Annotated in this window: 23 protein-coding genes; 7 read left to right on the plus strand and 16 right to left on the minus strand. The window is 42.1% G+C overall.

The window, feature by feature from the left end; translation table 11 throughout:
• Nucleotides 1-109: 109 nt before the first annotated feature.
• Nucleotides 110-1,330, minus strand: a complete 1,221-nt coding sequence (locus PSV17_RS01560) for an efflux RND transporter periplasmic adaptor subunit (RefSeq protein ID WP_300478902.1) — start codon at nt 1,328-1,330, stop codon at nt 110-112.
• Between the two features lie 313 nt (nt 1,331-1,643).
• Here PSV17_RS01560 and PSV17_RS01565 point away from each other — a divergent pair, with 313 nt between their 5' ends.
• Nucleotides 1,644-2,264 carry a TetR family transcriptional regulator gene (locus PSV17_RS01565; protein ID WP_300478904.1) on the plus strand — a complete coding sequence of 207 codons (621 nt, stop codon included), beginning with the start codon at nt 1,644-1,646 and terminating at the stop codon, nt 2,262-2,264.
• 104 nt (nt 2,265-2,368) lie between these two features.
• Nucleotides 2,369-2,710, plus strand: a complete 342-nt coding sequence (locus PSV17_RS01570; protein WP_300478906.1) for a hypothetical protein — start codon at nt 2,369-2,371, stop codon at nt 2,708-2,710.
• 9 nt (nt 2,711-2,719) lie between these two features.
• On the opposite strand, the gene PSV17_RS01575 is transcribed toward PSV17_RS01570, so the two are convergent.
• On the minus strand, nt 2,720-3,268 hold the full coding sequence (locus tag PSV17_RS01575; protein ID WP_300478907.1) for a flavodoxin family protein: 549 nt from the start codon (nt 3,266-3,268) through the stop codon (nt 2,720-2,722).
• A 223-nt stretch (nt 3,269-3,491) separates the two neighbouring features.
• On the opposite strand from PSV17_RS01575, the gene PSV17_RS01580 reads away from it, so the two are divergent.
• Nucleotides 3,492-3,884, plus strand: coding sequence for a helix-turn-helix domain-containing protein (locus tag PSV17_RS01580; RefSeq protein WP_300478908.1), 393 nt, complete (start codon nt 3,492-3,494; stop codon nt 3,882-3,884).
• Between the two features lie 376 nt (nt 3,885-4,260).
• On the opposite strand, the gene PSV17_RS01585 is transcribed toward PSV17_RS01580, so the two are convergent.
• Both PSV17_RS01585 and rimO read right to left on the minus strand, forming a co-directional pair.
• Nucleotides 4,261-4,782, minus strand: coding sequence for a hypothetical protein (locus PSV17_RS01585; protein WP_300478911.1), 522 nt, complete (start codon nt 4,780-4,782; stop codon nt 4,261-4,263).
• Between the two features lie 49 nt (nt 4,783-4,831).
• Nucleotides 4,832-6,169 (minus strand): 30S ribosomal protein S12 methylthiotransferase RimO, encoded by a 1,338-nt coding sequence (gene rimO, locus PSV17_RS01590; RefSeq protein WP_300478912.1) that lies wholly within the window; start codon nt 6,167-6,169, stop codon nt 4,832-4,834.
• A 93-nt stretch (nt 6,170-6,262) separates the two neighbouring features.
• Here rimO and PSV17_RS01595 point away from each other — a divergent pair, with 93 nt between their 5' ends.
• Nucleotides 6,263-6,505 (plus strand): hypothetical protein, encoded by a 243-nt coding sequence (locus tag PSV17_RS01595; RefSeq protein ID WP_300478914.1) that lies wholly within the window; start codon nt 6,263-6,265, stop codon nt 6,503-6,505.
• Here PSV17_RS01595 and PSV17_RS01600 read toward each other — a convergent pair.
• A complete protein-coding gene (locus tag PSV17_RS01600) occupies nt 6,449-7,354 on the minus strand; it encodes a ZIP family metal transporter (RefSeq protein WP_300478916.1) in 906 nt (301 codons plus the stop codon). The two genes, PSV17_RS01595 and PSV17_RS01600, sit on opposite strands and share 57 nt — an antisense overlap.
• 163 nt (nt 7,355-7,517) lie before the next feature.
• On the opposite strand from PSV17_RS01600, the gene ygiD reads away from it, so the two are divergent.
• Nucleotides 7,518-8,309, plus strand: coding sequence for a 4,5-DOPA dioxygenase extradiol (ygiD, locus tag PSV17_RS01605; RefSeq protein WP_300478918.1), 792 nt, complete (start codon nt 7,518-7,520; stop codon nt 8,307-8,309).
• Here ygiD and pgeF read toward each other — a convergent pair.
• Together pgeF and rluD are read right to left on the minus strand one after the other, a co-directional pair.
• Entirely contained in the window at nt 8,306-9,079 is a 774-nt protein-coding gene (gene pgeF, locus PSV17_RS01610) for a peptidoglycan editing factor PgeF (protein ID WP_300478920.1), read from the minus strand. The two genes, ygiD and pgeF, sit on opposite strands and share 4 nt — an antisense overlap.
• Before the next feature lie 5 nt (nt 9,080-9,084).
• The gene (gene rluD / locus PSV17_RS01615; RefSeq protein ID WP_300478923.1) at nt 9,085-10,176 is read right to left on the minus strand and encodes a 23S rRNA pseudouridine(1911/1915/1917) synthase RluD; all 1,092 of its coding nucleotides are present in this window, start codon (nt 10,174-10,176) and stop codon (nt 9,085-9,087) included.
• Nucleotides 10,177-10,216: 40 nt separating this feature from the next.
• Here rluD and PSV17_RS01620 point away from each other — a divergent pair, with 40 nt between their 5' ends.
• Nucleotides 10,217-11,026 (plus strand): outer membrane protein assembly factor BamD, encoded by an 810-nt coding sequence (locus PSV17_RS01620; protein ID WP_300478924.1) that lies wholly within the window; start codon nt 10,217-10,219, stop codon nt 11,024-11,026.
• 42 nt (nt 11,027-11,068) lie between these two features.
• Complete coding sequence (locus PSV17_RS01625; RefSeq protein WP_300478925.1) at nt 11,069-11,401, plus strand: hypothetical protein; 333 nt, start codon at nt 11,069-11,071, stop codon at nt 11,399-11,401.
• An 11-nt stretch (nt 11,402-11,412) separates the two neighbouring features.
• On the opposite strand, the gene PSV17_RS01630 is transcribed toward PSV17_RS01625, so the two are convergent.
• The 9 genes from PSV17_RS01630 to PSV17_RS01670 all read right to left on the minus strand — a co-directional run bounded on the left by PSV17_RS01630 (nt 11,413) and on the right by PSV17_RS01670 (nt 21,243).
• Nucleotides 11,413-11,874 (minus strand): ferritin-like domain-containing protein, encoded by a 462-nt coding sequence (locus PSV17_RS01630; protein ID WP_300478927.1) that lies wholly within the window; start codon nt 11,872-11,874, stop codon nt 11,413-11,415.
• Nucleotides 11,875-12,218: 344 nt separating this feature from the next.
• Nucleotides 12,219-13,673 (minus strand): ribosome biogenesis GTPase Der, encoded by a 1,455-nt coding sequence (gene der / locus PSV17_RS01635; protein WP_300478929.1) that lies wholly within the window; start codon nt 13,671-13,673, stop codon nt 12,219-12,221.
• Nucleotides 13,674-13,759: 86 nt separating this feature from the next.
• A complete protein-coding gene (gene bamB / locus PSV17_RS01640) occupies nt 13,760-14,950 on the minus strand; it encodes an outer membrane protein assembly factor BamB (protein ID WP_300478931.1) in 1,191 nt (396 codons plus the stop codon).
• A gap of 90 nt (nt 14,951-15,040) precedes the next feature.
• Entirely contained in the window at nt 15,041-15,664 is a 624-nt protein-coding gene (locus PSV17_RS01645; protein ID WP_300478933.1) for a tetratricopeptide repeat protein, read from the minus strand.
• 44 nt (nt 15,665-15,708) lie between these two features.
• Nucleotides 15,709-16,512, minus strand: coding sequence for an ATP-binding cassette domain-containing protein (locus PSV17_RS01650; RefSeq protein ID WP_300478935.1), 804 nt, complete (start codon nt 16,510-16,512; stop codon nt 15,709-15,711).
• A complete protein-coding gene (locus PSV17_RS01655; RefSeq protein ID WP_300478937.1) occupies nt 16,509-17,393 on the minus strand; it encodes an ABC transporter ATP-binding protein in 885 nt (294 codons plus the stop codon). The genes PSV17_RS01650 and PSV17_RS01655 overlap by 4 nt, the downstream gene beginning before the upstream one ends.
• 70 nt (nt 17,394-17,463) lie before the next feature.
• Nucleotides 17,464-18,750 (minus strand): histidine--tRNA ligase, encoded by a 1,287-nt coding sequence (hisS, locus tag PSV17_RS01660; protein ID WP_300478939.1) that lies wholly within the window; start codon nt 18,748-18,750, stop codon nt 17,464-17,466.
• Between the two features lie 60 nt (nt 18,751-18,810).
• Nucleotides 18,811-20,127 (minus strand): flavodoxin-dependent (E)-4-hydroxy-3-methylbut-2-enyl-diphosphate synthase, encoded by a 1,317-nt coding sequence (ispG, locus tag PSV17_RS01665; protein ID WP_300478942.1) that lies wholly within the window; start codon nt 20,125-20,127, stop codon nt 18,811-18,813.
• Nucleotides 20,128-20,130: 3 nt separating this feature from the next.
• Complete coding sequence (locus PSV17_RS01670) at nt 20,131-21,243, minus strand: RodZ domain-containing protein (RefSeq protein ID WP_300478944.1); 1,113 nt, start codon at nt 21,241-21,243, stop codon at nt 20,131-20,133.
• Nucleotide 21,244: the final 1 nt, after the last annotated feature.

The raw sequence follows: 21,244 nt of genomic DNA on the forward strand, positions 1-21,244 counted from the left end.
CTTGGTTTAATCTTGGTTCATTCTTGGCTAAATACTTTAGTGCTCTAGTTGAAGCATTATGATATTCAGCTTTAAGAATAAGTATTATTCATTTAAGTATCATTTTGACTTATTTTGCAGCTGCTGCTTTAGGCTGTTCTGCTGGCGCTGCAGGCGCTTCGCCCGCAGGATGTGGAGCAATAGCAGCACCAGGACGCAATTTAATGACATTATCAACAATCACTTTTTCACCAGTTTCTAGACCGCTTAATACTACCCAGTCTGAACCTACCCAGTTACCCACAACAATCGGTTTAATAGTGGCTTCATTTTTATCATTCGCCACGTAAACAAATTTGCCTTGGTCATTAGTTAACACTGAAGTTTGCGGCACCACAAACACGCCATCTTTGTGCCCTGTAGTTACACGTACGCGTACAAACTGTCCTGGTAATAAACTTTTATCAGGATTTTCAAATGTTGCGCGTAATTGTTGTGTACCAAGTTGAGGATCTATTCCACTTGCAGCAAAGTTCAATTTACCTTTTGCCGGGAACTCCTTACCATTTGGCATAATAAGCGCTACTTCTTTTACGGTAGATGGCGATAAATGTCCGCCCAATTGCGCCAATTCACTATCTGACAAACTAAAACGTACCCAAATTGGGCTTATTTGGCTCACTTTGGTTAATAGACTTGTATTGGCACTCACCAATGCCCCTTCTGAAAACTCAAAGCGCCCAGCAATCCCAGACAATGGTGAAGTCACTGTTGTATAAGATAAGTTTAATTCCGCCTCGCGAACACCTGCCTCGGCTTGCGATAAAGCTGCACGTGCAACCGTATTGTCAGAACCCGCATTATCAGCCTCACGTTTACTAATAGACTGTGACGCAAGTAAACCATCTAAACGAGTTGCTTCTCGCTGAGTTTGCTCGACAAGTGCTTGCTGTTGAGCTAACTGAGCCTTAGCATTTGAAAGCGCAATTTGAAAAGGCACAGGGTCTATCAAAAACATAGCCTGACCTGCTTTAATAACAGAACCTTCCTCAAATAGCTTCTTAAGTAAAATACCACCAATGCGAGGGCGTATTTCCACTTCTTTTGCACCTTCCGTTTGAGCTACAGCTTCAGCACTAATGGGCACGCTAGTTGTCTTTAACTCAATCACACTAACAGGCATGGCTGGCATTCCGCCAGCAGTTGGCGCAGCTGGATCATTTTTCTTACCACAACCATTTAAAGCTAAGCCAACCATCAATACGATTGCAGTAAGCTTAACTTTCCCTGAAAATGATTTTGTTTTTAATAAATGTATTTGAGGGTGTTGCTTCGCGACGTTGAATAACATTATTGGCTCCACTGATTGAATTGATTTGTGTTTATTTATTGCTTGCTAATTGACTGTTTAACTAAATTGATGGCGGAATTAAATCACCGCTCATTATTTCATTTAGTTTAACTGTTTAGCCAATTTCATCTATACCAATGATTAATATAGCATTTCTATCATTGAGTATAAAATTTCACTTGCTTACATTCTTGTTTGTATGTATATTATATACAAACAAGAATGTATGTATATATATTTTACAAATATTTAACAAATGATTTGGGTTAACTAAATTGTATTAAGTAAACTACTTAAATAGCGAGAAATTTAAATGGTTAGAAAAACTAAAGAAGATGCAGAACTCACAAGAAAACGTATTATTAACTCTGCGCGCGCTGTATTCTTAGCTCGCGGTGTAAGCCGATCAACTCTAGAACACATTGCTACGCATGCAGAAGTCACACGTGGCGCTGTATATTGGCATTTTAAAAACAAAACTGAAATTTTTCATGCTATCCGTGATCAAGTGTTTCTGCCCCTCATCGATCGCATGGACGACTCTCTGACCCTAGCTAGCGATGAAGACCCTCTCACACAAATCGAAAATAGCCTTTGTCTAACCATAGACGACCTCAATAACAACATCGAAATGCGTCAAACATATGAAATCATGATGATTAAGTGCGAATATGTCGACGAGTTCTCTTTAGTTCTGCAACAAATCCTCAATAACTGCTCTAGTATTACAGGCAAAATCCAACTCGCCTACGAACGCGCAGGAAAACAAGATCTACTCGCGTGTAAACACACACCGCTTGCGCTTGCGCTTGATACTCACTTATTTTTTGGCGGTTTATTGCATATGTGGGTCAAAGACGCGGATGGGTCCATGTTTAGGCATCAAGCAAAAGACCTCATCAAATCACATATCAATTTACGCAGAAAACAGTAAAAAAACAGCAAATCACTTGTTAATCGTTAAGCATGACTATATTATCAATCAGACAGATAATATAGAGCCAAATCACTGAGGCTACTTGTAAGCTTGGAGGCGATGTGAAAGTACAAATTGGCGAAATTTACGGTAAGCAAACTTCCGCTAGATTTGTGATGTATAACGTAATAAAAGTTAGTCAATCGCCAGCCTCTTTGCAAAACCTAGTTACATTGCAAAACATCGACAATCCATTAAGCTTGTTTGAAATTACTACACAGAAACTCGTAAGTTCAGGTTATATACGCCTCAGCCAAACACCATTCATCGACTTAGAAGCAACTACACCAAAACGGCGCAAAGCATCTAAAAAACCTACACGCTGCCCACTTACCTTTGACTTTTTAGAAGAGCGCGCCGATAGTCAGCGCCCTGCTCCAATTCATCAAGACTTATTCGCTTAAATTTCGCAATTAAGCTTTTGCTGCAAATTCAGCTACACGTATTCCCAACAATTTAGCGGTTTCCAAATCGCCCTGATTAACTTCATCTGGAGAAGAATCACTTGGCGAAGTCATTAATGCACCAGCAAAACCACCTAAAAAGTTAACATCGCCATGCTTAGACGCCTTAGTATTTGCTGGCATTAAGCCTGTTCCAACCCAAACACCAGAATGCTGCATTGCAAGTGTGAATAAATATTGAATAGTAGAAAACTTATCGCCGTTCATTGACGCAGAATTAGTAAATCCTGCATAAATCTTATTTTTCCAAACTTGGGTAAACCACCTTTTAGAGCTGGTATCTGCAAACTTTTTAAATTGCCAACTCACCGAACCCATATATGTGGGTGAGCCCATAATAATCGCTTTAGCAGCATCTAGCTTAACCCAATCGGGTTCAGCAATATCGCCATTAGCATCGATAGTAATCAAATCAGCTTTAGCGCCTTCAGCCACTGCTTCTGCCTGTTTTTTTGTGTGTCCATAACCACTGTGGTAAATCACTACTACATCGCTCATTATTGATTCTCCTAGTTTAGGTTCATTAAGTCTGATAATTTCATTTACATCACTTCGATGTCTGTCTGTTAGCCAACAAATGACTATATTGTTATTTAACGATTTTTAATTAACGGTTTCTTAATTAACGAAGCAAAGTATAATCACAATAGTCACTTAAAGTAAGTAGGCACCAAAAACACATATAGGCACCTTTTGTATACTATAGAGATTGAGGTTAAACATGGACGGATTCGAGAATTTAGTCAGTGAACATCATGCATGCGCATTTAATGCCGACTGCCCAACACGCCTGATACTTAATAGAATTGCGGATAAGTGGACAGTGCTCGTCATGATATTGCTAGAAGGTGAAACCAAACGCTTTAGCAATTTACAGCGGGAAATTGGAGGAATATCCCAAAAGATGCTCACACAAACACTGCGCGGATTAGAACGAGATGGCTTAGTCAGCAGAAAAGTATATGCAACCGTACCGCCAAAAGTTGAATATGCCCTCACGCCGTTGGGACATACGCTTAAAGTCTTGCTTTACGCAGTTAAAACTTGGTCTGAAACTAACATTCAAGAAGTGCTGGCGGCGCAACAAGATTACGATCAATTGAATTTGAAATAAAAAGTTAGACTCAAATATTTGCCCAGAAACCTAGTGGATATTAGCTCGCAGAGCATATATACAATTACCCAAACAGCATGGTTTTGACCTTCAATCCCCTACTACCGCGCCGAGCAGCGCAAGCTTTATGGGAGTTTTCGGCAAGCGGCTGTTTGAGCGTTAGCGAGTTTCCGCTTGCCGCCCATGAAGCTGAGCAGCGCAGGTGACAAGCGGTAGGGGGTGCTTTTTGTTTGGTTACTTTATTTTGGGCAAGCAAAATAAAGTAACTCGCCTAGAGGCGAATAGCATTATGAATAAACAAGCAGAACCTAGATTAAGAATGCTGAATCAAAAATTTTAGTTTAATCTGAGTTTGAATAGAAGTTACGGCGGGTTATTAATACTTCGCATATATCTCGGTTAATAAATGCAAAGCCTCATTGCGTTTTGATCTATCGTAACTATCAAGATCAACTTTTAGATTTCTTCTCTTTAACTCATCACCATAAGATAAAGAGTTCCCACGACTGTTGGTTAAATATCTATGCTCATTTTCTGCATCCCATCTTCTTTCAGCGGCACTTTGCTGATTATGCATGTCTATATTTAACTCTCGAAACCTAATCTCTTTCTCATATGCTGACATTCGGCTAGCTATTGACTCGCTATTAACTTCGTTAGAATTTTGAGTAGTCACATTTTTTTGAGTTATTTTTTGTGTAGTTATTTGCCTTCTCAACCCAGAGTTATCGATGACATTCGGTTCAACAATAACCTCTCCGCCTTTCATACTGGAAGAGCAAGGGGCTTCTGAATATATGATTTTATTTTGTGAATTTACACATTTATAAATTTGAGAAAAAGCAATTTGAGGCAATAGCGAGATAACTGCAATTAAAAAATACTGTAACCGCATCATTTGTCCAATTCCATAAATTTTAAGAGTTAATTCATTCCAGTGTTAAGTTCTACCCGCGTGGTGGCCCACCCCTCAAATCATGACCATCCGCACTATAAATCTCAACTTCAACGAAATCACCTGGTGTTAAACCATCAGCGTCTTCCATATACACCACACCATCAATCTCTGGCGCGTCGGCTTTAGTACGCCCTATCGCTTCAACATTCCCTTCAGAATCTTGCACAATTTCATCGACTAATACAGTTTGAATACTGCCGATTTTGTTGTGTAATTTAGCCGCGCTAATGCGCTCTTGCACGGCCATAAAGCGGCTTAAGCGCTCTTGCTTAACTTCTTCTGGCACTTGGTCTGGCAGCTCATTGGCTTTTGCGCCATCCACTGCGGAATACGCAAAACAGCCTACTCTATCCAATTGCGCTTCTTCTAAGAAGTCTAGCAACATTTGAAAGTCATCTTCCGTTTCACCTGGGAAGCCTGCAATGAAGGTACTACGCACAGTAATATCCGGACAGATTTCGCGCCATGCTTTAATGCGAGCAAGGTTATTCTCCGCATGTGCTGGGCGTTTCATAGCTTTTAAAATACGTGGACTGGCATGCTGAAATGGCACATCCAAATAAGGCAGAATCAAGCCATCTGCCATTAAAGGAATCACTTCGTCCACGTGCGGATATGGGTAAACATAGTGCAAGCGCGTCCAAACGCCCAAGTCGCTCAAACTTTGGCAGAGCTCTGTCATGCGTGTTTTTACGGGGCGGCCGTTCCAAAAACCTGGGCGATATTTAACATCTACGCCATAAGCAGAAGTATCTTGTGAGATGACTAAAATCTCACTCACCCCAGCTTTGACTAAGTTTTCAGCCTCGTTTAACACTTCGCCAATTGGGCGGCTGACTAAATCACCGCGCATGCTTGGAATAATACAGAAGCTACAACGGTGGTTACAGCCTTCTGAAATCTTTAAATATGCATAATGGCTTGGTGTTAGGCGGATACCTTGTGGTGGGACTAAATCGATAAATGGCTCGTGCAATTTTGGCAAATTAGCATGCACGGCTGTCATCACTTCTTCTAATGCATGCGGCCCGGTAACAGCTAGCACGCTTGGGTGCGCAGCTTCCACCACGCCTTTTTTCGCGCCTAAGCAGCCAGTCACAATCACCTTGCCATTTTTGGCAATCGCTTCGCCAATAGCATCTAGCGATTCTTCTACCGCGCTATCAATAAAGCCGCAGGTATTAACTACCACTAAATCGGCATCTTCATAACTGCCAGAAATTTCATAGCCTTCTGCACGCAATTGGGTGAGAATACGCTCTGCATCTGAGCCCGCTTTAGGGCAACCGAGAGAGACGAAGCCAACTTTTGGATTTGATAAACTCATTATAAAACTCACATTTCTAATTTAAATAGGGTGAAACTAAAATTAAAACGTCTAGACATATAGTGACGATGTTTTAATTTTTTAAAAATTTATATGTACATTATTGCAATTGCTTGGCTTTATGTCGTCACATTAATGGCGGCTTCCGAAAAAACGTTAACGGCTGGACTACTTACCTTTGTATTTTATGGCTTATTACCTTGCGCTTTACTACTTTGGATATTGGGTGTTAACCATAGACGCTTCAAAAAACATCAACAGTCTTTACAACAAGAATTTTTACTCGAGGAAGAAGTGAGCAAGCAAGATAGTGCTGACACCAATCGAAATCAGTAATACTTGCGCAATGGTGGCTTTTAATTCTGTGCGTTTGTGCAAACCTGGAATTAAATCTGCCACTGCCACGTAAAGCAAACTTGATGCCGCTAAAGCTAAAATAACAGGAATCCAGCTTTGCACATATTGCAACGCAAAGTAAGCAATCAACCCGCCGACCATCGTCGCCACGCTTGAAACCAAGTTGAAAATTAAAGCCTGTTTTTTTGTGTAGCCTGAATGTAGCAATATTAGGAAATCACCCACTTCTTGCGGAATTTCATGCGCGATAATCGCCAATGCTGTTACTACCCCAAGCTTAATATCCGCTGTAAATGCGGCAGCTATCAAAATACCATCAATAAAATTATGAAAAGTATCGCCTATCATAATCATTAAGCCGCTTCTGCCGCCATCGTGTGAATGAGAATGGCTGTGTACATCGCTAAGTAAAATAGTTGGTTGTTGTGCATTAACAGCGCGATATTTGGCGCCGCCTTCTTTTTCTGGGTGTGTGACTGGGCAATTCTCTTCGGTATGTACCGCATGTACTTCGCAATGGTCGCCGTGACAATGGCGCCAAATGACCAATTTCTCTAATACAAAAAATAACAATAAGCCAAATAATAGCGTTGCTGAAACTGTTTCCACGCTACCTGCAATACTAAATGCATGCGGCAAAATCTCTAAAAATACTGCACCTAACATAGCGCCAATCGCATAGCTCACCAACATAGGCACCCATGAAATGCGAACGTTGAGTGCAAACAATGCAGCCAAACAAACGCTTAATATTCCGCCCAATAAACTGGATAGAACAATCCAGCTTAGTACAGATAACGGTGCAGAATTAATAGCGAGGTTTAACATAGAGTTTTAAATAAGGCTTAAAAGGTGATCTAAACAAACTAACGAAGTGTGCATTATACTGAATATATACAAGCAAAGTCTTAGTCGTATTTGATTGCTTGTTAAAACCTTAATCACCCCAACATAATGCGATATATCAATCAATTAGCACAATTAAATTTACATGATGAAAACCGCTGAAAATATCACGCGCATGCCAGCCATCTTTATTGGGCACGGCAACCCCATGAATGCGATAACAGACAATCCATATCGTGAGGCTTGGCTAGCTTTGGGTAAGCGCTTGCCTAAACCAAACGCAATACTATGCATTTCCGCACATTGGCAAACGCGCGGCACACAAGTTTGTGCAGTAGAAAATCCACAAACCATCCATGATTTTGGCGGTTTCCCAGCAGAGCTATTCGCTCAGCAATACCCTGCGCCAGGCTCGCCTAAATACGCAAAAATGCTCTGCGATTTATTTCCTGCCAATCAAATAACCAGTACATTAGATTGGGGTTTAGATCATGGCGCTTGGACAGTTCTACAATCTCTTTTCCCTGAAGCTGACGTGCCAGTTTTTCAGCTTAGTTTAGATATGAATCTAAACTTTGCGCAACATTTCAAGCTGGCCAAGCAATTAGCTAGCCTACGTGAACAAGGCGTAATGATTATAGCTAGCGGCAACATCGTGCATAATTTGGGCAAACTCGACATGCAAGGCAAAACGGCTGAATGGACTATTGCATTTGATGATTACATTAAAAAAGCGCTGGAATCAGAAGAAGAGACCGCATTAATAGATATAGCTCTCGCAGGCGACTCAGCAAGATTTGCAGTGCCTACAGATGAGCATTACTTGCCTTTGTTGTACATTGCCGCAGTTAAGCATGCCAACGACAATATGCAATTCTTAACAGAAAGTTTTGATTTAGGTGCTTTGAGTATGCGTAGCGTAATTTACAGCAGTTAATTATCTAGCCAAATCAAACTAGCCATGCGACCAGTCACATTATCTCGCCTGAATGAGAAAAAGCGCGCTTCATCGGTATAAGTGCAGAAATCCTCATTAACGCTACCGCCGTAAATTTGCGTAACGCCCACATTTTTTAAGCGTTGCTGCGCGATTAAATACATATTGCAAAGCCACTTTTGGTTTTCTTTATGGTCGCCGTGCGGCTTGAATGCTTGCTCAGCATGAGAATCATGCTGCATAAATTGCTGCCTGACTTCTTCGCCCACTTCAAAAGCATCGGGGCCAATCGCAGGGCCAAGCCAAGCTAAAATCTCGCTTTTTTCAACGGGAAGTTTATTAACTGCCGCTTCAATAACACCATCACACAAACCGCGCCAACCTGCATGTACAGCTGCAACCACCGTTCCAGCCTTGTCACACAACAATACAGGCAAACAGTCTGCCGTCATCGTGACGCAAACCACGTTCGCTTGAGTGGTAAACGCCGCATCAGCATTTTGCAAACAAGTGCTTTGTGCAGCGTCAATTACTTCAACGCCGTGCACTTGATTCACCCACACTGGCTCACTAGGTAAATATGGACTTAATAATTGACGATTTTTGGCAACGGCGATCGCATCATCACCAACATGCGCACCTAAATTCAAACTCGCATAAGGGGCCAAGCTAACGCCACCTAAGCGAGTTGTTTGCAATGCCTTAACATTGGCTGGTGCAGGCCAGTTTGGGACTATGAAATTTAAATCAGGAAAATGCAAATCAGACATAGCATTTACTCTTCGTCTTCGAGTTCCAAATCATCATCTTCATCAAAGTCTTCATCGTCCTCATAATCTTCATCAGAAAGATAAGGCTCAGAACTAAACTCAAACTCTTCTTCATCGTCGTTACGTGGATCTTCATGACGCATGGCTTCTAGCAAAGCTTTCATATCATCGGCCAGCTCAATTTGCCATTCCATAAACTCATTAGTAGCTGGGTGCATTAAACCAAGCTTAATCGCATGTAAGGCTTGTCTGTTGAATTGACTGACTTCATCACGTAAAGTTTGTGTCATCACGCGGATAGGAATAATCCCACGGAAGCCATACACAGGGTCACCCACGATAGGCGCTTTTAACGACTGCATGTGTACGCGAATCTGATGGGTACGGCCTGTTTCCAAATTACAACGCAAATAAGTTTGCACTGAAAAACGTTCTAATATTTCATAACGCGTAATGGCTGGCTTACCCATGCGATTAAGCGCCATTTTTGTACGTGAACGCGGGTCACGACCAATGGCTTGATCTACCACGCCGTTACGCCATAACTGCCCCCAGACAATAGCGCGATATTCACGCTTCACTGTACGCGCCTGCAACTGGCGAACTAAATTAGTTTGTGCAGCTAAGGTTTTTGCTACCACTAATATGCCGCTAGTGTCTTTGTCTAGCCTGTGCACAATACCAGCGCGCGGCACATCTTTTAATTCAGGCGCATGAAATAAAAGTGCATTGAGTAGCGTTCCGCCCCAATTTCCCGCGGCAGGATGCACTACCATACCGGCAGGCTTATTAATGATTATGATATGATCATCTTCGAAAACGATGTCCAGCGGAATATCTTCTGCCACATAAGCGTAGTTTTCTGGTTTTGCTTGTACTTGCACAATCACCTGCTCGCCGCCCCACACTTTGGTCTTAGAGGTGCTTGGTAAATTGTCTACAGTGACCAAGCCTTCTTTAATCCAAGTTTGTAAACGTGAACGTGAATGTTCAGGCAACATGCGTTGCAAAGCAACATCTAAGCGTAATCCGCCTAAATCATTTGAAATAGTTAGTGTAAGAGTATTATTAAGAGGTTGTGGAGTAGCGTCTGTCATCGGTTATAATTATTACTAATTTCTTAAAATAGGTTTCGGCATGAAGTATATCTTAATTTTAATGTTCGCCTTGTTAATCAATGGTTGCGCTATATTTGGTGCCCCAACAGAGTTGGATGATACAAAAGGCTTAACTGCGGAACGTATTTACCAAATGGGTTCCGAGAAAATGCGCGATAAAGACTATGATAAAGCCATTCTCTATTTTGGCAAGCTAGAATCTCGCTATCCCAATGGACGCTTCGCAGCCCAAGCACAGCTTGAAATAGCATATGCTCACTTTAAAAAACAAGACCCAGTCTTATCTGTTGCAGCCGCTGATCGCTTCATTAAACTACATCCTAATCATCCTAACGTTGACTATGCTTACTATCTAAAAGGTTTAGCGGTATTTAACGAACGTGGCGTTATTGAAAAACTCACCAAACAACAAATTAGCGATCGTGATCCACGTTCATTACGTGATTCTTTTGTGACCTTTAAAGATTTAGTCACACGTTATCCAAATAGCAAATATGCAAAAGATGCAACGCAACGCATGGTTTACCTTTCAAATAGTTTATCAGAGCATGAATTAGATGTAGCTAATTACTACATGAAACGCCAAGCTTATTTAGCCGCAATTAATCGTTGTAAATATGTGTTGGAATACTACCCACAAACTCCAGGTGTTGAGCAGGCTTTAGTCACTATGGTTAGCGCTTATGATTTAATGGGCTTAGATGACCTTAAAAAGGATACCATGCGCATTTTAGAAACAAACTACCCAAAGAGTGCACTATTAGGTAAGGGAGCACCTACAGACGAACGCGTATGGTGGAAGTTTTGGGAAAGCATGTACACAAAATAATATTCTTAATGAACTTTTTAAGAATATGTACAACAAAAAGGCATGGATTACTTTAAAAAATTGCCTGAATCCGTTCGGTCACCCTCTGGCTTAGAATGGATTTTGCTTAAAAAAATACCTAGAATATTTTTAATAACCGCCTTTGTGCCTTGTGCCGTGATATTAAGCCTGTATTTATGGAATGATGTATTAAATGCAGAGCAATTAAAAATTGTTTTTCAATGTCTAGGCGTGCTATTTAGCATTTGGTTTTTTATTGGTGCTCTAACTATTGGCTGCATACTAGTCATATTAATGAAAGGGCCAGCTTACGTAGCTGACCCTTATGAACTCCCCACAGAGAACGAATCTCTTGAAAACAATACAAAGCTATAGCTAATAAAAATTTAGCTCTGAAATTTTGCAATCTCTCCTGGTTTTCTCAGCATTTTATCAACTTCACCTAGGTGTAACTCTTCTTGGTATATCATTTCACGCGCATATTCTTCTAGCATCACAGATTCACCCTCAACTAGTTTCAATAAAGTTTTATAAGCATTGAGTGCAATGGTTTCGTGAGCGAGAGATTCTCGCAGAATATCACCAATGTCATGATTATGCGTTTCTAGTAATGGTCCAATTGAAAGCGAAGGATGAGCGCCTAAATGGGTGATTAACTCGCCTGCTTTGTCAGCATGAACCAGTGACTCTGCAGCTTGACTACGTAACCAGGAAACAATCGGTATACGGTTATATCCAAACACCATTAAGGCATAGTGTGTATAACGCACTACACCAGCTAGTTCTAACTCTAAGATTGTATTTAATGCTTGGGTGACTGGGGTAGAGACATCGTGGTCTGTGGTCATTTTTTTCTCCTAAATCTGGGATTTTGAGTTTTAATGCGCTAAGGTTAACAGTGTATCGCAAGTTACAACAGCTTGCAGAACTGCGAATGGTTCGCAGGCTTAGTATCAATCAAATAAATGAAGCAACTAACTATTGATTATACTTATGACTCTAAGTAATTTAGATTAATTAAATCGAAATGACTTTGTCGAAGGTATGTCATGTTTAAGTGCCAAGTAATGAGTCCGAATATTCACAAAAAAGTGAAACGAAAATAAAGCTAATAAAATGCCGTCAATAATCAGTGCGTCCCTAAAACTTTCTCTCGAGTTGTAGGTTAACTGAAGGATGTTAACCAATTTTATTATCGTTTTTTTGCGCTTCTATCTTTATCTTCTACTTCTTTCTTTGCCTTTAATTCAGCACGATGTGCAGTTTTACGGCGTCGCATACTGACGATACCTTCACCAGGTTTACGTTTATCTTCGTCCTCAGCAAATGGATTGCTGCCTTGCTTGTACTGCACACGTAATGGCGTGCCTGAAAGCTGGAATGTCCTACGAAAAGTCTTTTCTAAGAATCTTGTATAAGCGTCTTTTACGCCATCCACATGATTACCATGCACCACCACGATAGGTGGATTGCTGCCACCTTGATGCGCATAACGCAACTTAGGTCGTATACCTTTACTAATCGGCGGCTGGTGCTGTTGTAAAGCATCAATTAACACTCGTGTGAGCTGTGGGGTTGCAAGCTTAGCAAACGCAGCTTTAAAGGCAATATCCACAGATTTAAATAGCTCTGGTAGACCTTTTTTGCGTAACGCAGAAATATAGTGAAACTCAGCAAAGTCTAAGAACATTAATTTACGGTCAATTTCTCGTTTAACCCAATCGCGCTCTTCTTCTTTTAAGCCATCCCATTTATTAATAGCGACGACTAATGCACGACCAGCATCCAAGATATATGCAGCAACGTGGGCATCTTGCTCGGTAATACCCTCTTGCGCGTCCACGACCAAAATAACCACATTAGCCTCTTCAATAGACTGAATGGTTTTAATCACGGAGAATTTTTCAATCGCTTCTAAAACGCGACCACGCTTACGCACACCCGCGGTATCAATCAAGGTGTAGTGTTTACCATTTTTTTCTAAATCAATCGATATTGAATCGCGCGTTGTACCAGGCTCATCAAATGCAATCACACGGTCTTCACCAAGCAAGGCATTCACAAGCGTAGACTTACCTACGTTAGGACGACCGACAATTGCCACTTTAGGAATTCTGTCGCCAGTTTGATCTAACTCTGGCTCTTCTTCCTCTTCATGGAAACTCTCCAGTGCCAAGTCAATAATATCTTTCACACCTTCGCCATGCGCAGATGAAATTGACAATGGATCACCCAAGCCTAGTTCATGAAATTCCGCACTGACAACCGCCTTGTTCATACCCTCAGTTTTATTCACTGCGAGTAACACTGGGCATTTGCTTCTGCGAAGACGATTAGCAATCTCCATATCCTGCGGTGTTGCACCTTGGCGACCATCGACCAAAAAGATAATCACGTCAGCTTCATCAATCGCCAATAATGTTTGAACTGCCATGGCTTTGAGAATGCCGCTATCTGTATTTGGCTCAAAACCACCAGTGTCTACCACTAAATATGGCTGACTAGCACCGATGCCGCGACCATAGTGACGGTCGCGCGTAAGCCCTGGCAAGTCTGCGACTAATGCGTCACGACTCTTTGTCAGTCGATTAAATAAGGTAGATTTGCCGACATTGGGTCGACCAACCAAAACAACGGTAGGTAACATACGAGCCTTCTAATAATTACTTTGAGCCAGATAGCGCATTGGCTAAGGCCTTTAACTTTTCTATTTCATCAATGCTAATGCGGCATTCATTTAATCTGAATTGCATAAATGCCGCCATCATGTGTTTGTGCTAACACGGTAGTGCTATTGATTGAAGCCATTATTGGCATAATCTGACTATTATTAGTCTTAATTCTTGAGGCTATGGCACCATCATCACGGCTTAAAAAGTGAACATAACCTTCAACATCTCCCACTGCAACTAAACTACCCATGGGCAATGGCGCAGATAATCTGCGATTCTTAAGTGCAGCTTGTCGCCAAAAAGTCTTGCCTGTACTGTAATCTAGTGAATAAACCGAGCCCATGGCGTGTGAAACAAATATACGACCATCTTCTGCATTAATACCAGATAAGCTGGATATATCACGGTTCCAAACTACTCGGCCAGATGTCCTATCAATCGCAGCAATTTTACCTTGATATGCAACAGCATATACGAGCGGCCCATCTACGACTGGTAAGCTTGTAATATCTGCAATACGTTCGATCTCTGTAACGCCTTTAGGTTGAGCGACCGAAGCTTCCCATAATAGTTTGCCGTTATCGGCACGTATCGCAATGAGTTTACCACCACCAAAACCTGCGTATACAGCACCGCCATCTACTACTACACCTGCACTACTACGTAAGGTAAGTGCTGGACTTGTCCGATCATAAACCCATTTTCGGCTACCATCATTGGCGTTAATGCCGTAAATACGGCTATCACCCGTGCGAGCGATTACAACGCCATCAAAATACTTTGGTGCACTTAATATTTCGCTGCTGAGTTTAGACTTCCATTGCAGCTTGCCTTCAATATCATAAGCGTAAACCACACCTTTTTGAGTGCCGACTAATACTAAACTGCCGCCTACACCAACACCACCTGATAACTTTTCACCAGCATTTACACGCCAGACTTGTTTACCATTTGTAGCATCGAATTTAATAACTTCACCATTGGCACTTGCCGCGTAAGCATAACCAGCTTCAACTACTGGCGAAAATTGAAAGTCTTCAGTCGGTCCGATTTTAGCTTGCCATAAAAGTTGGGTTTTCGCTGTTTCTTTTATCTCCACTAAAGGATCGGGCGCATCAGCAGCTTCTCGGCCAAAAATTCTGTCAGACACATCCGTTTTAAGGTCTGAGATTGTGCTGCATGAGGTAACCAGCAATAGGCTTGTTAAGGCCAACAGGTTTAGTGATGCTTTTTTAAATTGATATAAAGACAATGCAATGCTCCAGCTTATTTATATGCGCCTGTTACTTAAGAACGTGCTTTAGATACTTTAGAGAACGTGCTTTAGATACTTTAGGCTAATTTAACCTAGCGCTTCCAGTTTTTGCTGAGTCAACGCGCGGAATTTACCATGTTGATCCAATTTAGCTAACGCTTCTTGATAGGCGGTTTTAGCTTCTGAACTCTTACCTAAACTCACCAAAACATCACCTTTAAGATCCGCAAATAAGCCATCAAATCCAGTATCATGTGGCGCATTTAAGAGCTTTAAAGCACCCTCAAAATCTTTTTCTTCAGCCAAAATGTTAGCTAACTGCAAGCTAGCTAAAGCGCTAATAGAGGTTTCTTTTGCATTTTTAATAGCCCAGTCTAATTGAGCTTTTGCACTTTTAGCATCATTTGCTTCATAATTGGCTTTAGCAGCAAACAAGGCTGCACGACCTGCATAAGGTGTTCCAGCAAACTTATCCATCAATACGGCTGATTTAGCCTGTATAGATTTCAAGTCTTTTTCATCAGTAATTGAGAGCTCTTGATACTGTGTTGAAGCCTCAACTGCTTGTTTATTTTGGTAATAATTCCAACCCTGATAAGCGGAATAAGCGACTAGTGCGCCAATCACTAGCGTACTAATCATCTTGCCGTTTTGTTTCCACCAAGCTTTTAGCTCATCAATCTGCTCTTGCTCTTCTAAATCGTATGCCATTGCTTTTCCTAATATTCTCTAAAACCAATTAATTGAATCAAACTTTAAGCATTGACTGCCTTTTTACCAGGGATGGCCGCCAACAGATTCTGCGTATATTCATGCTGGGGATGTTGATAAATATCTTCAACCTTACCCTGTTCCACCACTTTACCGCCATTCATCACGACAATATCATCAGCAATATGGCGCACTACACGCAAATCATGACTGATAAATACATAACTCAATGCCATTTCTGCTTGTAACTCTTTTAGCAGCAACAGTATCTGCGCTTGTATTGAAACATCTAACGCTGACACAGGCTCATCACACACCACTACCTTCGGCTGTAATACTAAGGCTCGCGCAATTCCAACACGCTGCCTTTGCCCGCCTGAAAACTCATGCGGATATTTCTGCATATCAGCTTCGGTCAAGCCCACGCGTTTGAGCATCGCAATCACTTTTTCTTGCTGTTCTGCAGAGTTACCAAGCTGATGAATCAGTAAACCTTCACCTACAATCTCACCCACACGCATGCGCGGGTTGAGCGAGGCAAATGGATCTTGAAACACCATTTGCAAATTTTTACGCACCGAACGTAAGTCGCCACCACTTAATTTGGCCAAATCTTGGCCAGCAAAAAGCACTTCACCACTATCTAAGGGTTGCAATTGTAACAGACAACGTGCCAACGTGGATTTACCGCTACCAGATTCACCGACAACAGCGAGGGTTTTACCTTCTACTAAGCTCACGCTTACATCATCTAAAGCCTTTACCAAGGTTGTGCCAAAGCCAAACTTGCCGCTACGCTGCGTATAGGTTTTCACTAAGTTGTTAGCTTGCAGAATGATATTGCTCATGCGGCTTTACCCTCGTTTAACCAAGCATAATCAATCGGCTTAAGTGGCTTTTTACCTTCTGCATCTGGCACGCAATCTAGCAACGCTTTGGTATATGGATGTTGCGGATTACCTAGTACTTCATCTTTAGTGCCAGATTCAACAATCTCGCCTCTAAACATCACCACAACATTATCCGCAATATCCGCTACCACACCAAAATCATGCGTAATAAATAGCATTCCCATATTCATGCGCGTTTTTAGCTCATCAAGCAATTTAAGTATCTGCGCTTGCACTGTAACATCTAGCGCCGTAGTTGGCTCATCGGCAATTAATAAGCGGGGCTCGCAAGCAATACTCATCGCAATCATCACACGTTGGCGCTGACCACCAGAAAGCTCGTCAGGATAACTGTTCGCGCGACTTGGAGGTATGCCAACCATGGTTAATAGACTGGCAACTTTAGCTTTTAAAATGTCGCCCTTTAAGCCTAAATGGGTCGTTAAGCTTTCACCTATTTGATAGCCTACTGTGAGCACTGGGTTCAATGAAGTCATAGGCTCTTGAAAAATCATAGCGATTTTTGCGCCTCGAATTTTTCGTAAGCTTGCTTCATCAAGCTTAATTAAATCTTGTTCGCCTGAATTGTTATTCAATAGAGCATCGCTAAAGATGACTTTGCCAGAGCTTAATTGCAATTGTTTAGACAACAAACCCATCACAGACAAAGCCGTTAAGCTTTTGCCACTGCCAGACTCACCTACTACGCAAGTTGTTTTTCCCGCAGAGATGCTAAAACTTACATCGTTAACCAATAAGCGCGTTGGCATTTTTCTCGCTGAAATGCTCACATGCTGCAATTGCAATAATGGACTAGCTTCTTTCATTTCAGCGGTCATTTTTTCGCTCAATGTTGAATACCAATGGGGGTTATTTATAGCTTATCAAAGCACTTGGCAATTGCAACACCTAACCAAGTGCCGCAGTTAAATGTTCAATAGCTTGCTCAATACTACATTGTTGCTGTTCACCTTTTATTGTGGCGAGCATAGGTTTTAGTGTTACTTGCTTGTTTGCCACTTCCTCATCACCAATGATTAACGCAAACTTAGCTTGGCTTCGATCTGCTTTTTTCATTTGCGATTTAAAACTACCGCCACTAGCATGCAGTATCACTTGAATATTGGTATTGCGTAACTGTTCGGCGATGCTAAATGCGACTTGTTCTGCTTGTTCACCTACATTAACTAAATACACATCTGGTGCATCATCGGCGGTAATTCCGTACTCTTGCATTAGCAAAAATACACGCTCTAAGCCAATACCAAAGCCGCAAGCTGGTGTTGCGTCGCCGCCCAATCGTTCGACTAAAGCATCATAACGCCCACCACCAGCAATCGTACCTTGCGCGCCTAATTTTGTAGTCACCCACTCAAAAACAGTGCGATTGTAATAATCCAAACCGCGCACTAATCGCGCATTCACTATGTAAGCCACGCCAGCTGCATCCAATAGTTTACACAGACCATCAAAATGCGCACGGGTTTCATCACCTAAAGAATCAATCAGCTTTGGTGCAGCTTCGCACATGGCTTGCATACGTGGGTTTTTGGTATCTAAGATGCGTAACGGGTTTGTATGTAAACGACGTTTCGCGTCTTCATCTAGCAAATCAGCATGTTGCTCAAAATACGCAATGAGCACTTTGCGATATTCCAAACGCTCATGCGCATCGCCTATGCTATTGATTTGTAACTCAACATCAGCGATCCCTAGCTCGCGCCAAAGTCTCGCTAGCAATACAATTTGCTCAGCATCTACTTGCGGGCTATCAAAACCAAAAGCTTCCACACCAATTTGGTGAAACTGACGCTGACGACCTTTTTGTACATTCTCATGTCTAAACATCGCGCCGCTATACCAAAGCCTAACTGGCCCGTTGTAGGTTAAATTGCTTTCCACAACAGCACGAACACAGCCTGCCGTTCCTTCTGGACGCAATGTCAGCTTGTCGCCATTAAGCGCATCTTCCCAAGCGTACATTTCTTTTTCAACAATATCCGTATGCTCACCTACTGAACGCACAAACAACTCGGTAGATTCTACCAAGGGCATGCGAATGTTTTTATAGCCGTATTTGCCTAATACACGGCGTGCTGCGTCCTCAAGCTTAAACCACAACGGTGTAGCTTCAGGCAATATGTCGTAAAAACCTTTAATACTTTGGAATTTTGTGGCTTTAGTTTTTGTTTGCATGTTTTTTGTTGATTGATCAACCATAGTTCACTACTTCAATGACTTTTTAAGGGTAGCTATTTAGTTAATAGCTTGAATAGAGATTGTTTTTTGTGTGGCTTTTACTTTAGGCAGATTAACGTGCAGCTTGCCACCTGCAGCATAATGCGTTTGTACATAATCCTCGACAATCGCTTGAAACTCTTGAGCGATGTTATCGCCTTTGAGTGTAACGGTTTTTTCGCCGTCCACAAACACGGGTGCAACTGGCGTTTCACCTGTACCTGGCAAACTAATTCCGATATTGGCTAACTTGGATTCACCCGGACCATTCACCACGCAGCCCATTACAGCCACGCTCATGTTTTCAACTCCAGCATATAGGCCGCGCCATACAGGCATTTGATTACGCAAATAGCTTTGAATTTGCATGGCAAGTTCTTGGAAATACGTTGAAGTCGTACGGCCGCAGCCTGGGCAGGCAGTCACTAATGGAGTGAATGAGCGTATGCCCATCGTTTGCAAAATTTCTTGCGCGACAATCACTTCTTTTGTACGGGATTCGTTAGGTTCTGGCGTAAGTGAAACGCGGATGGTATTGCCTATACCTTGCTGTAAAAGCAAGGCCAGCGCAGCGGTGGATGCAACAATTCCTTTTGAACCCATGCCAGCTTCAGTCAAACCCAAATGCAAGGGATAATCGCTACGTGTTGCCAGTTCAGCATAAACTTTCACTAGATCTTGCACATTGCTCACTTTGCAAGAAATGATGATTTGATTAGGCGACAAACCCAACTCAACGGCCTGTGCGGCACTTTCAAGCGCGGACTGTATCAATGCCTCACGCATTAAGGCTTCTGAGGATAATGGCTCAGCTAACTTAGCATTATCATCCATCATTTGCGCCATTTTAGCTTGGTCTAAACTACCCCAATTAACGCCAATGCGCACCGCTTTTTTATAATGTACTGCAGCTTCAATCATGGAGGCAAACTGCTCATCACGCTTAGAGCCTTTACCCACATTACCTGGGTTAATACGGTATTTGGCTAATGATTCAGCACAATCAGGATAAGCCGCGAGTAATTTATGACCGTTATAATGGAAGTCACCCACCAGCGGCACATTGCAGCCTAAGGCATCCAAACCACGACGAATATTACCCACTTGCGCAGCGGCTTCTGGCGAGTTAACGGTGATCCGCACAACTTCACTGCCCGCTTGCCATAACTCAAATACTTGCTTAATGGTTGCCTGCGCATCAGCAGTATCAGTATTCGTCATACTTTGTACAACAACCGGGCTAGCGACAGTGCCAGCCAAACCACCACCCACAGGCACATGACCAATCATGACTTGCAGAGTATTACGTGCGGATTTAAGTAAAGAAAGACTCAATGGTTACTCCAAGGTTAGGCGAGCAACATTACTTTTAGTTTTATCGCTCAAATCAACATTCTGACCTGAAAATGTAAGCTTGGTTGCCTTTGCATTGCCAATCAGCATTTTAAAAGGAGGCAAGCCGTTGAAGCCATCTTCGCTATTCGCTTTTAACATTTTTTCATAGACGACTTCGCCATGCTTATCGGTGATGCGTACCCATGTTTGTTCTGTCACCGCAATATTCACGCTTTTAACTACTGCGGCAGTTACGCTATTTGGCTTTAGACCATTATTAGCTAGTTCGGGCGCTTTCGCATCCGTAGCACTTGCTTTAGCACTCGCTGTGGGCGGCGTTGTTTTTGCGGCATTTTCTTTAAACGTATTGAAGTCTACAGCCGCCTCTTTTGGCATCTGAAGATTTTGTGTGGTAACCATCGAGCCACTCGACTGTTGTGTTTGTTCAGGTCTAGTAACAGCGGCACTCGCGGTAGCTTGATTGGGCATAACCTGACTGGGGATTGCTGTTACATCGCCATTTACTTCGGCAGGCACATTCTCGGCAGCTTCCGCGTCAACGGTATCAGTTTGTGTTACACGCTCCGCTTCTGGCAAGGCAACTTCTGGCAGCATAGCAACCTCTGGCACCATTGCTTCTATCGGGGTGTTAACAAGATCTTCCGCCACCTTATTCATTGGCTTCTGCATATAATTAATATAGTAAAACATAGTGGCAGTAGCAAGTAACACTAAACTAAACAGCAATAAATACTTTAGTAGAGAAGAAGAACCACCCTTACCTGGCATCACTTGGTTCATAGAGGTTTTTACAATTAAGGTGCCCGGGGTAACGTCTGGCATACGTACACGATAGCTCGCTAACAAAGGCTCGGCATCTAACTCTAAATAACGTGCATAGTTACGTATAAAACCACGTGTAATCGCTGCTGGAGGTAAACTAGAAAAATTATTATTTTCTAAAGCCTCAATTTGCTTAATACTAAAACGCAAATTATTTGATACGTCTTTTAATGATAGATTTTTTGCATTCCTAGCGTCAAAAAACACCTCGCCTAATGGCGCAAAACCTATCATCTCCACCTCTGTAAAGTTTGCTACAGCTTCGTCCGCCATG

It is taken from the genome of Methylotenera sp. (assembly GCF_029946165.1).
Lineage (GTDB): Bacteria > Pseudomonadota > Gammaproteobacteria > Burkholderiales > Methylophilaceae > Methylotenera.

Bases quoted from the DNA above. Each gene is read 5' to 3' on its own strand.
- PSV17_RS01580 (WP_300478908.1), top strand. From the start codon at position 3,492: ATGGACGGATTCGAGAATTTAGTCAGTGAACATCATGCATGCGCATTT.
- PSV17_RS01585 (WP_300478911.1), bottom strand. From the start codon at position 4,782: ATGATGCGGTTACAGTATTTTTTAATTGCAGTTATCTCGCTATTGCCT.
- PSV17_RS01620 (WP_300478924.1), top strand. From the start codon at position 10,217: ATGAAGTATATCTTAATTTTAATGTTCGCCTTGTTAATCAATGGTTGC.
- rimO (WP_300478912.1), bottom strand. From the start codon at position 6,169: ATGAGTTTATCAAATCCAAAAGTTGGCTTCGTCTCTCTCGGTTGCCCT.
- PSV17_RS01650 (WP_300478935.1), bottom strand. From the start codon at position 16,512: ATGAGCAATATCATTCTGCAAGCTAACAACTTAGTGAAAACCTATACG.
- PSV17_RS01630 (WP_300478927.1), bottom strand. From the start codon at position 11,874: ATGACCACAGACCACGATGTCTCTACCCCAGTCACCCAAGCATTAAAT.
- ygiD (WP_300478918.1), top strand. From the start codon at position 7,518: ATGATGAAAACCGCTGAAAATATCACGCGCATGCCAGCCATCTTTATT.
- PSV17_RS01670 (WP_300478944.1), bottom strand. From the start codon at position 21,243: ATGGCGGACGAAGCTGTAGCAAACTTTACAGAGGTGGAGATGATAGGT.
- rluD (WP_300478923.1), bottom strand. From the start codon at position 10,176: ATGACAGACGCTACTCCACAACCTCTTAATAATACTCTTACACTAACT.
- PSV17_RS01645 (WP_300478933.1), bottom strand. From the start codon at position 15,664: ATGGCATACGATTTAGAAGAGCAAGAGCAGATTGATGAGCTAAAAGCT.
- PSV17_RS01600 (WP_300478916.1), bottom strand. From the start codon at position 7,354: ATGTTAAACCTCGCTATTAATTCTGCACCGTTATCTGTACTAAGCTGG.
- PSV17_RS01575 (WP_300478907.1), bottom strand. From the start codon at position 3,268: ATGAGCGATGTAGTAGTGATTTACCACAGTGGTTATGGACACACAAAA.
- der (WP_300478929.1), bottom strand. From the start codon at position 13,673: ATGTTACCTACCGTTGTTTTGGTTGGTCGACCCAATGTCGGCAAATCT.
- PSV17_RS01595 (WP_300478914.1), top strand. From the start codon at position 6,263: ATGTACATTATTGCAATTGCTTGGCTTTATGTCGTCACATTAATGGCG.
- PSV17_RS01560 (WP_300478902.1), bottom strand. From the start codon at position 1,330: ATGTTATTCAACGTCGCGAAGCAACACCCTCAAATACATTTATTAAAA.
- hisS (WP_300478939.1), bottom strand. From the start codon at position 18,750: ATGCAAACAAAAACTAAAGCCACAAAATTCCAAAGTATTAAAGGTTTT.
- PSV17_RS01655 (WP_300478937.1), bottom strand. From the start codon at position 17,393: ATGACCGCTGAAATGAAAGAAGCTAGTCCATTATTGCAATTGCAGCAT.
- PSV17_RS01625 (WP_300478925.1), top strand. From the start codon at position 11,069: ATGGATTACTTTAAAAAATTGCCTGAATCCGTTCGGTCACCCTCTGGC.
- PSV17_RS01565 (WP_300478904.1), top strand. From the start codon at position 1,644: ATGGTTAGAAAAACTAAAGAAGATGCAGAACTCACAAGAAAACGTATT.
- pgeF (WP_300478920.1), bottom strand. From the start codon at position 9,079: ATGTCTGATTTGCATTTTCCTGATTTAAATTTCATAGTCCCAAACTGG.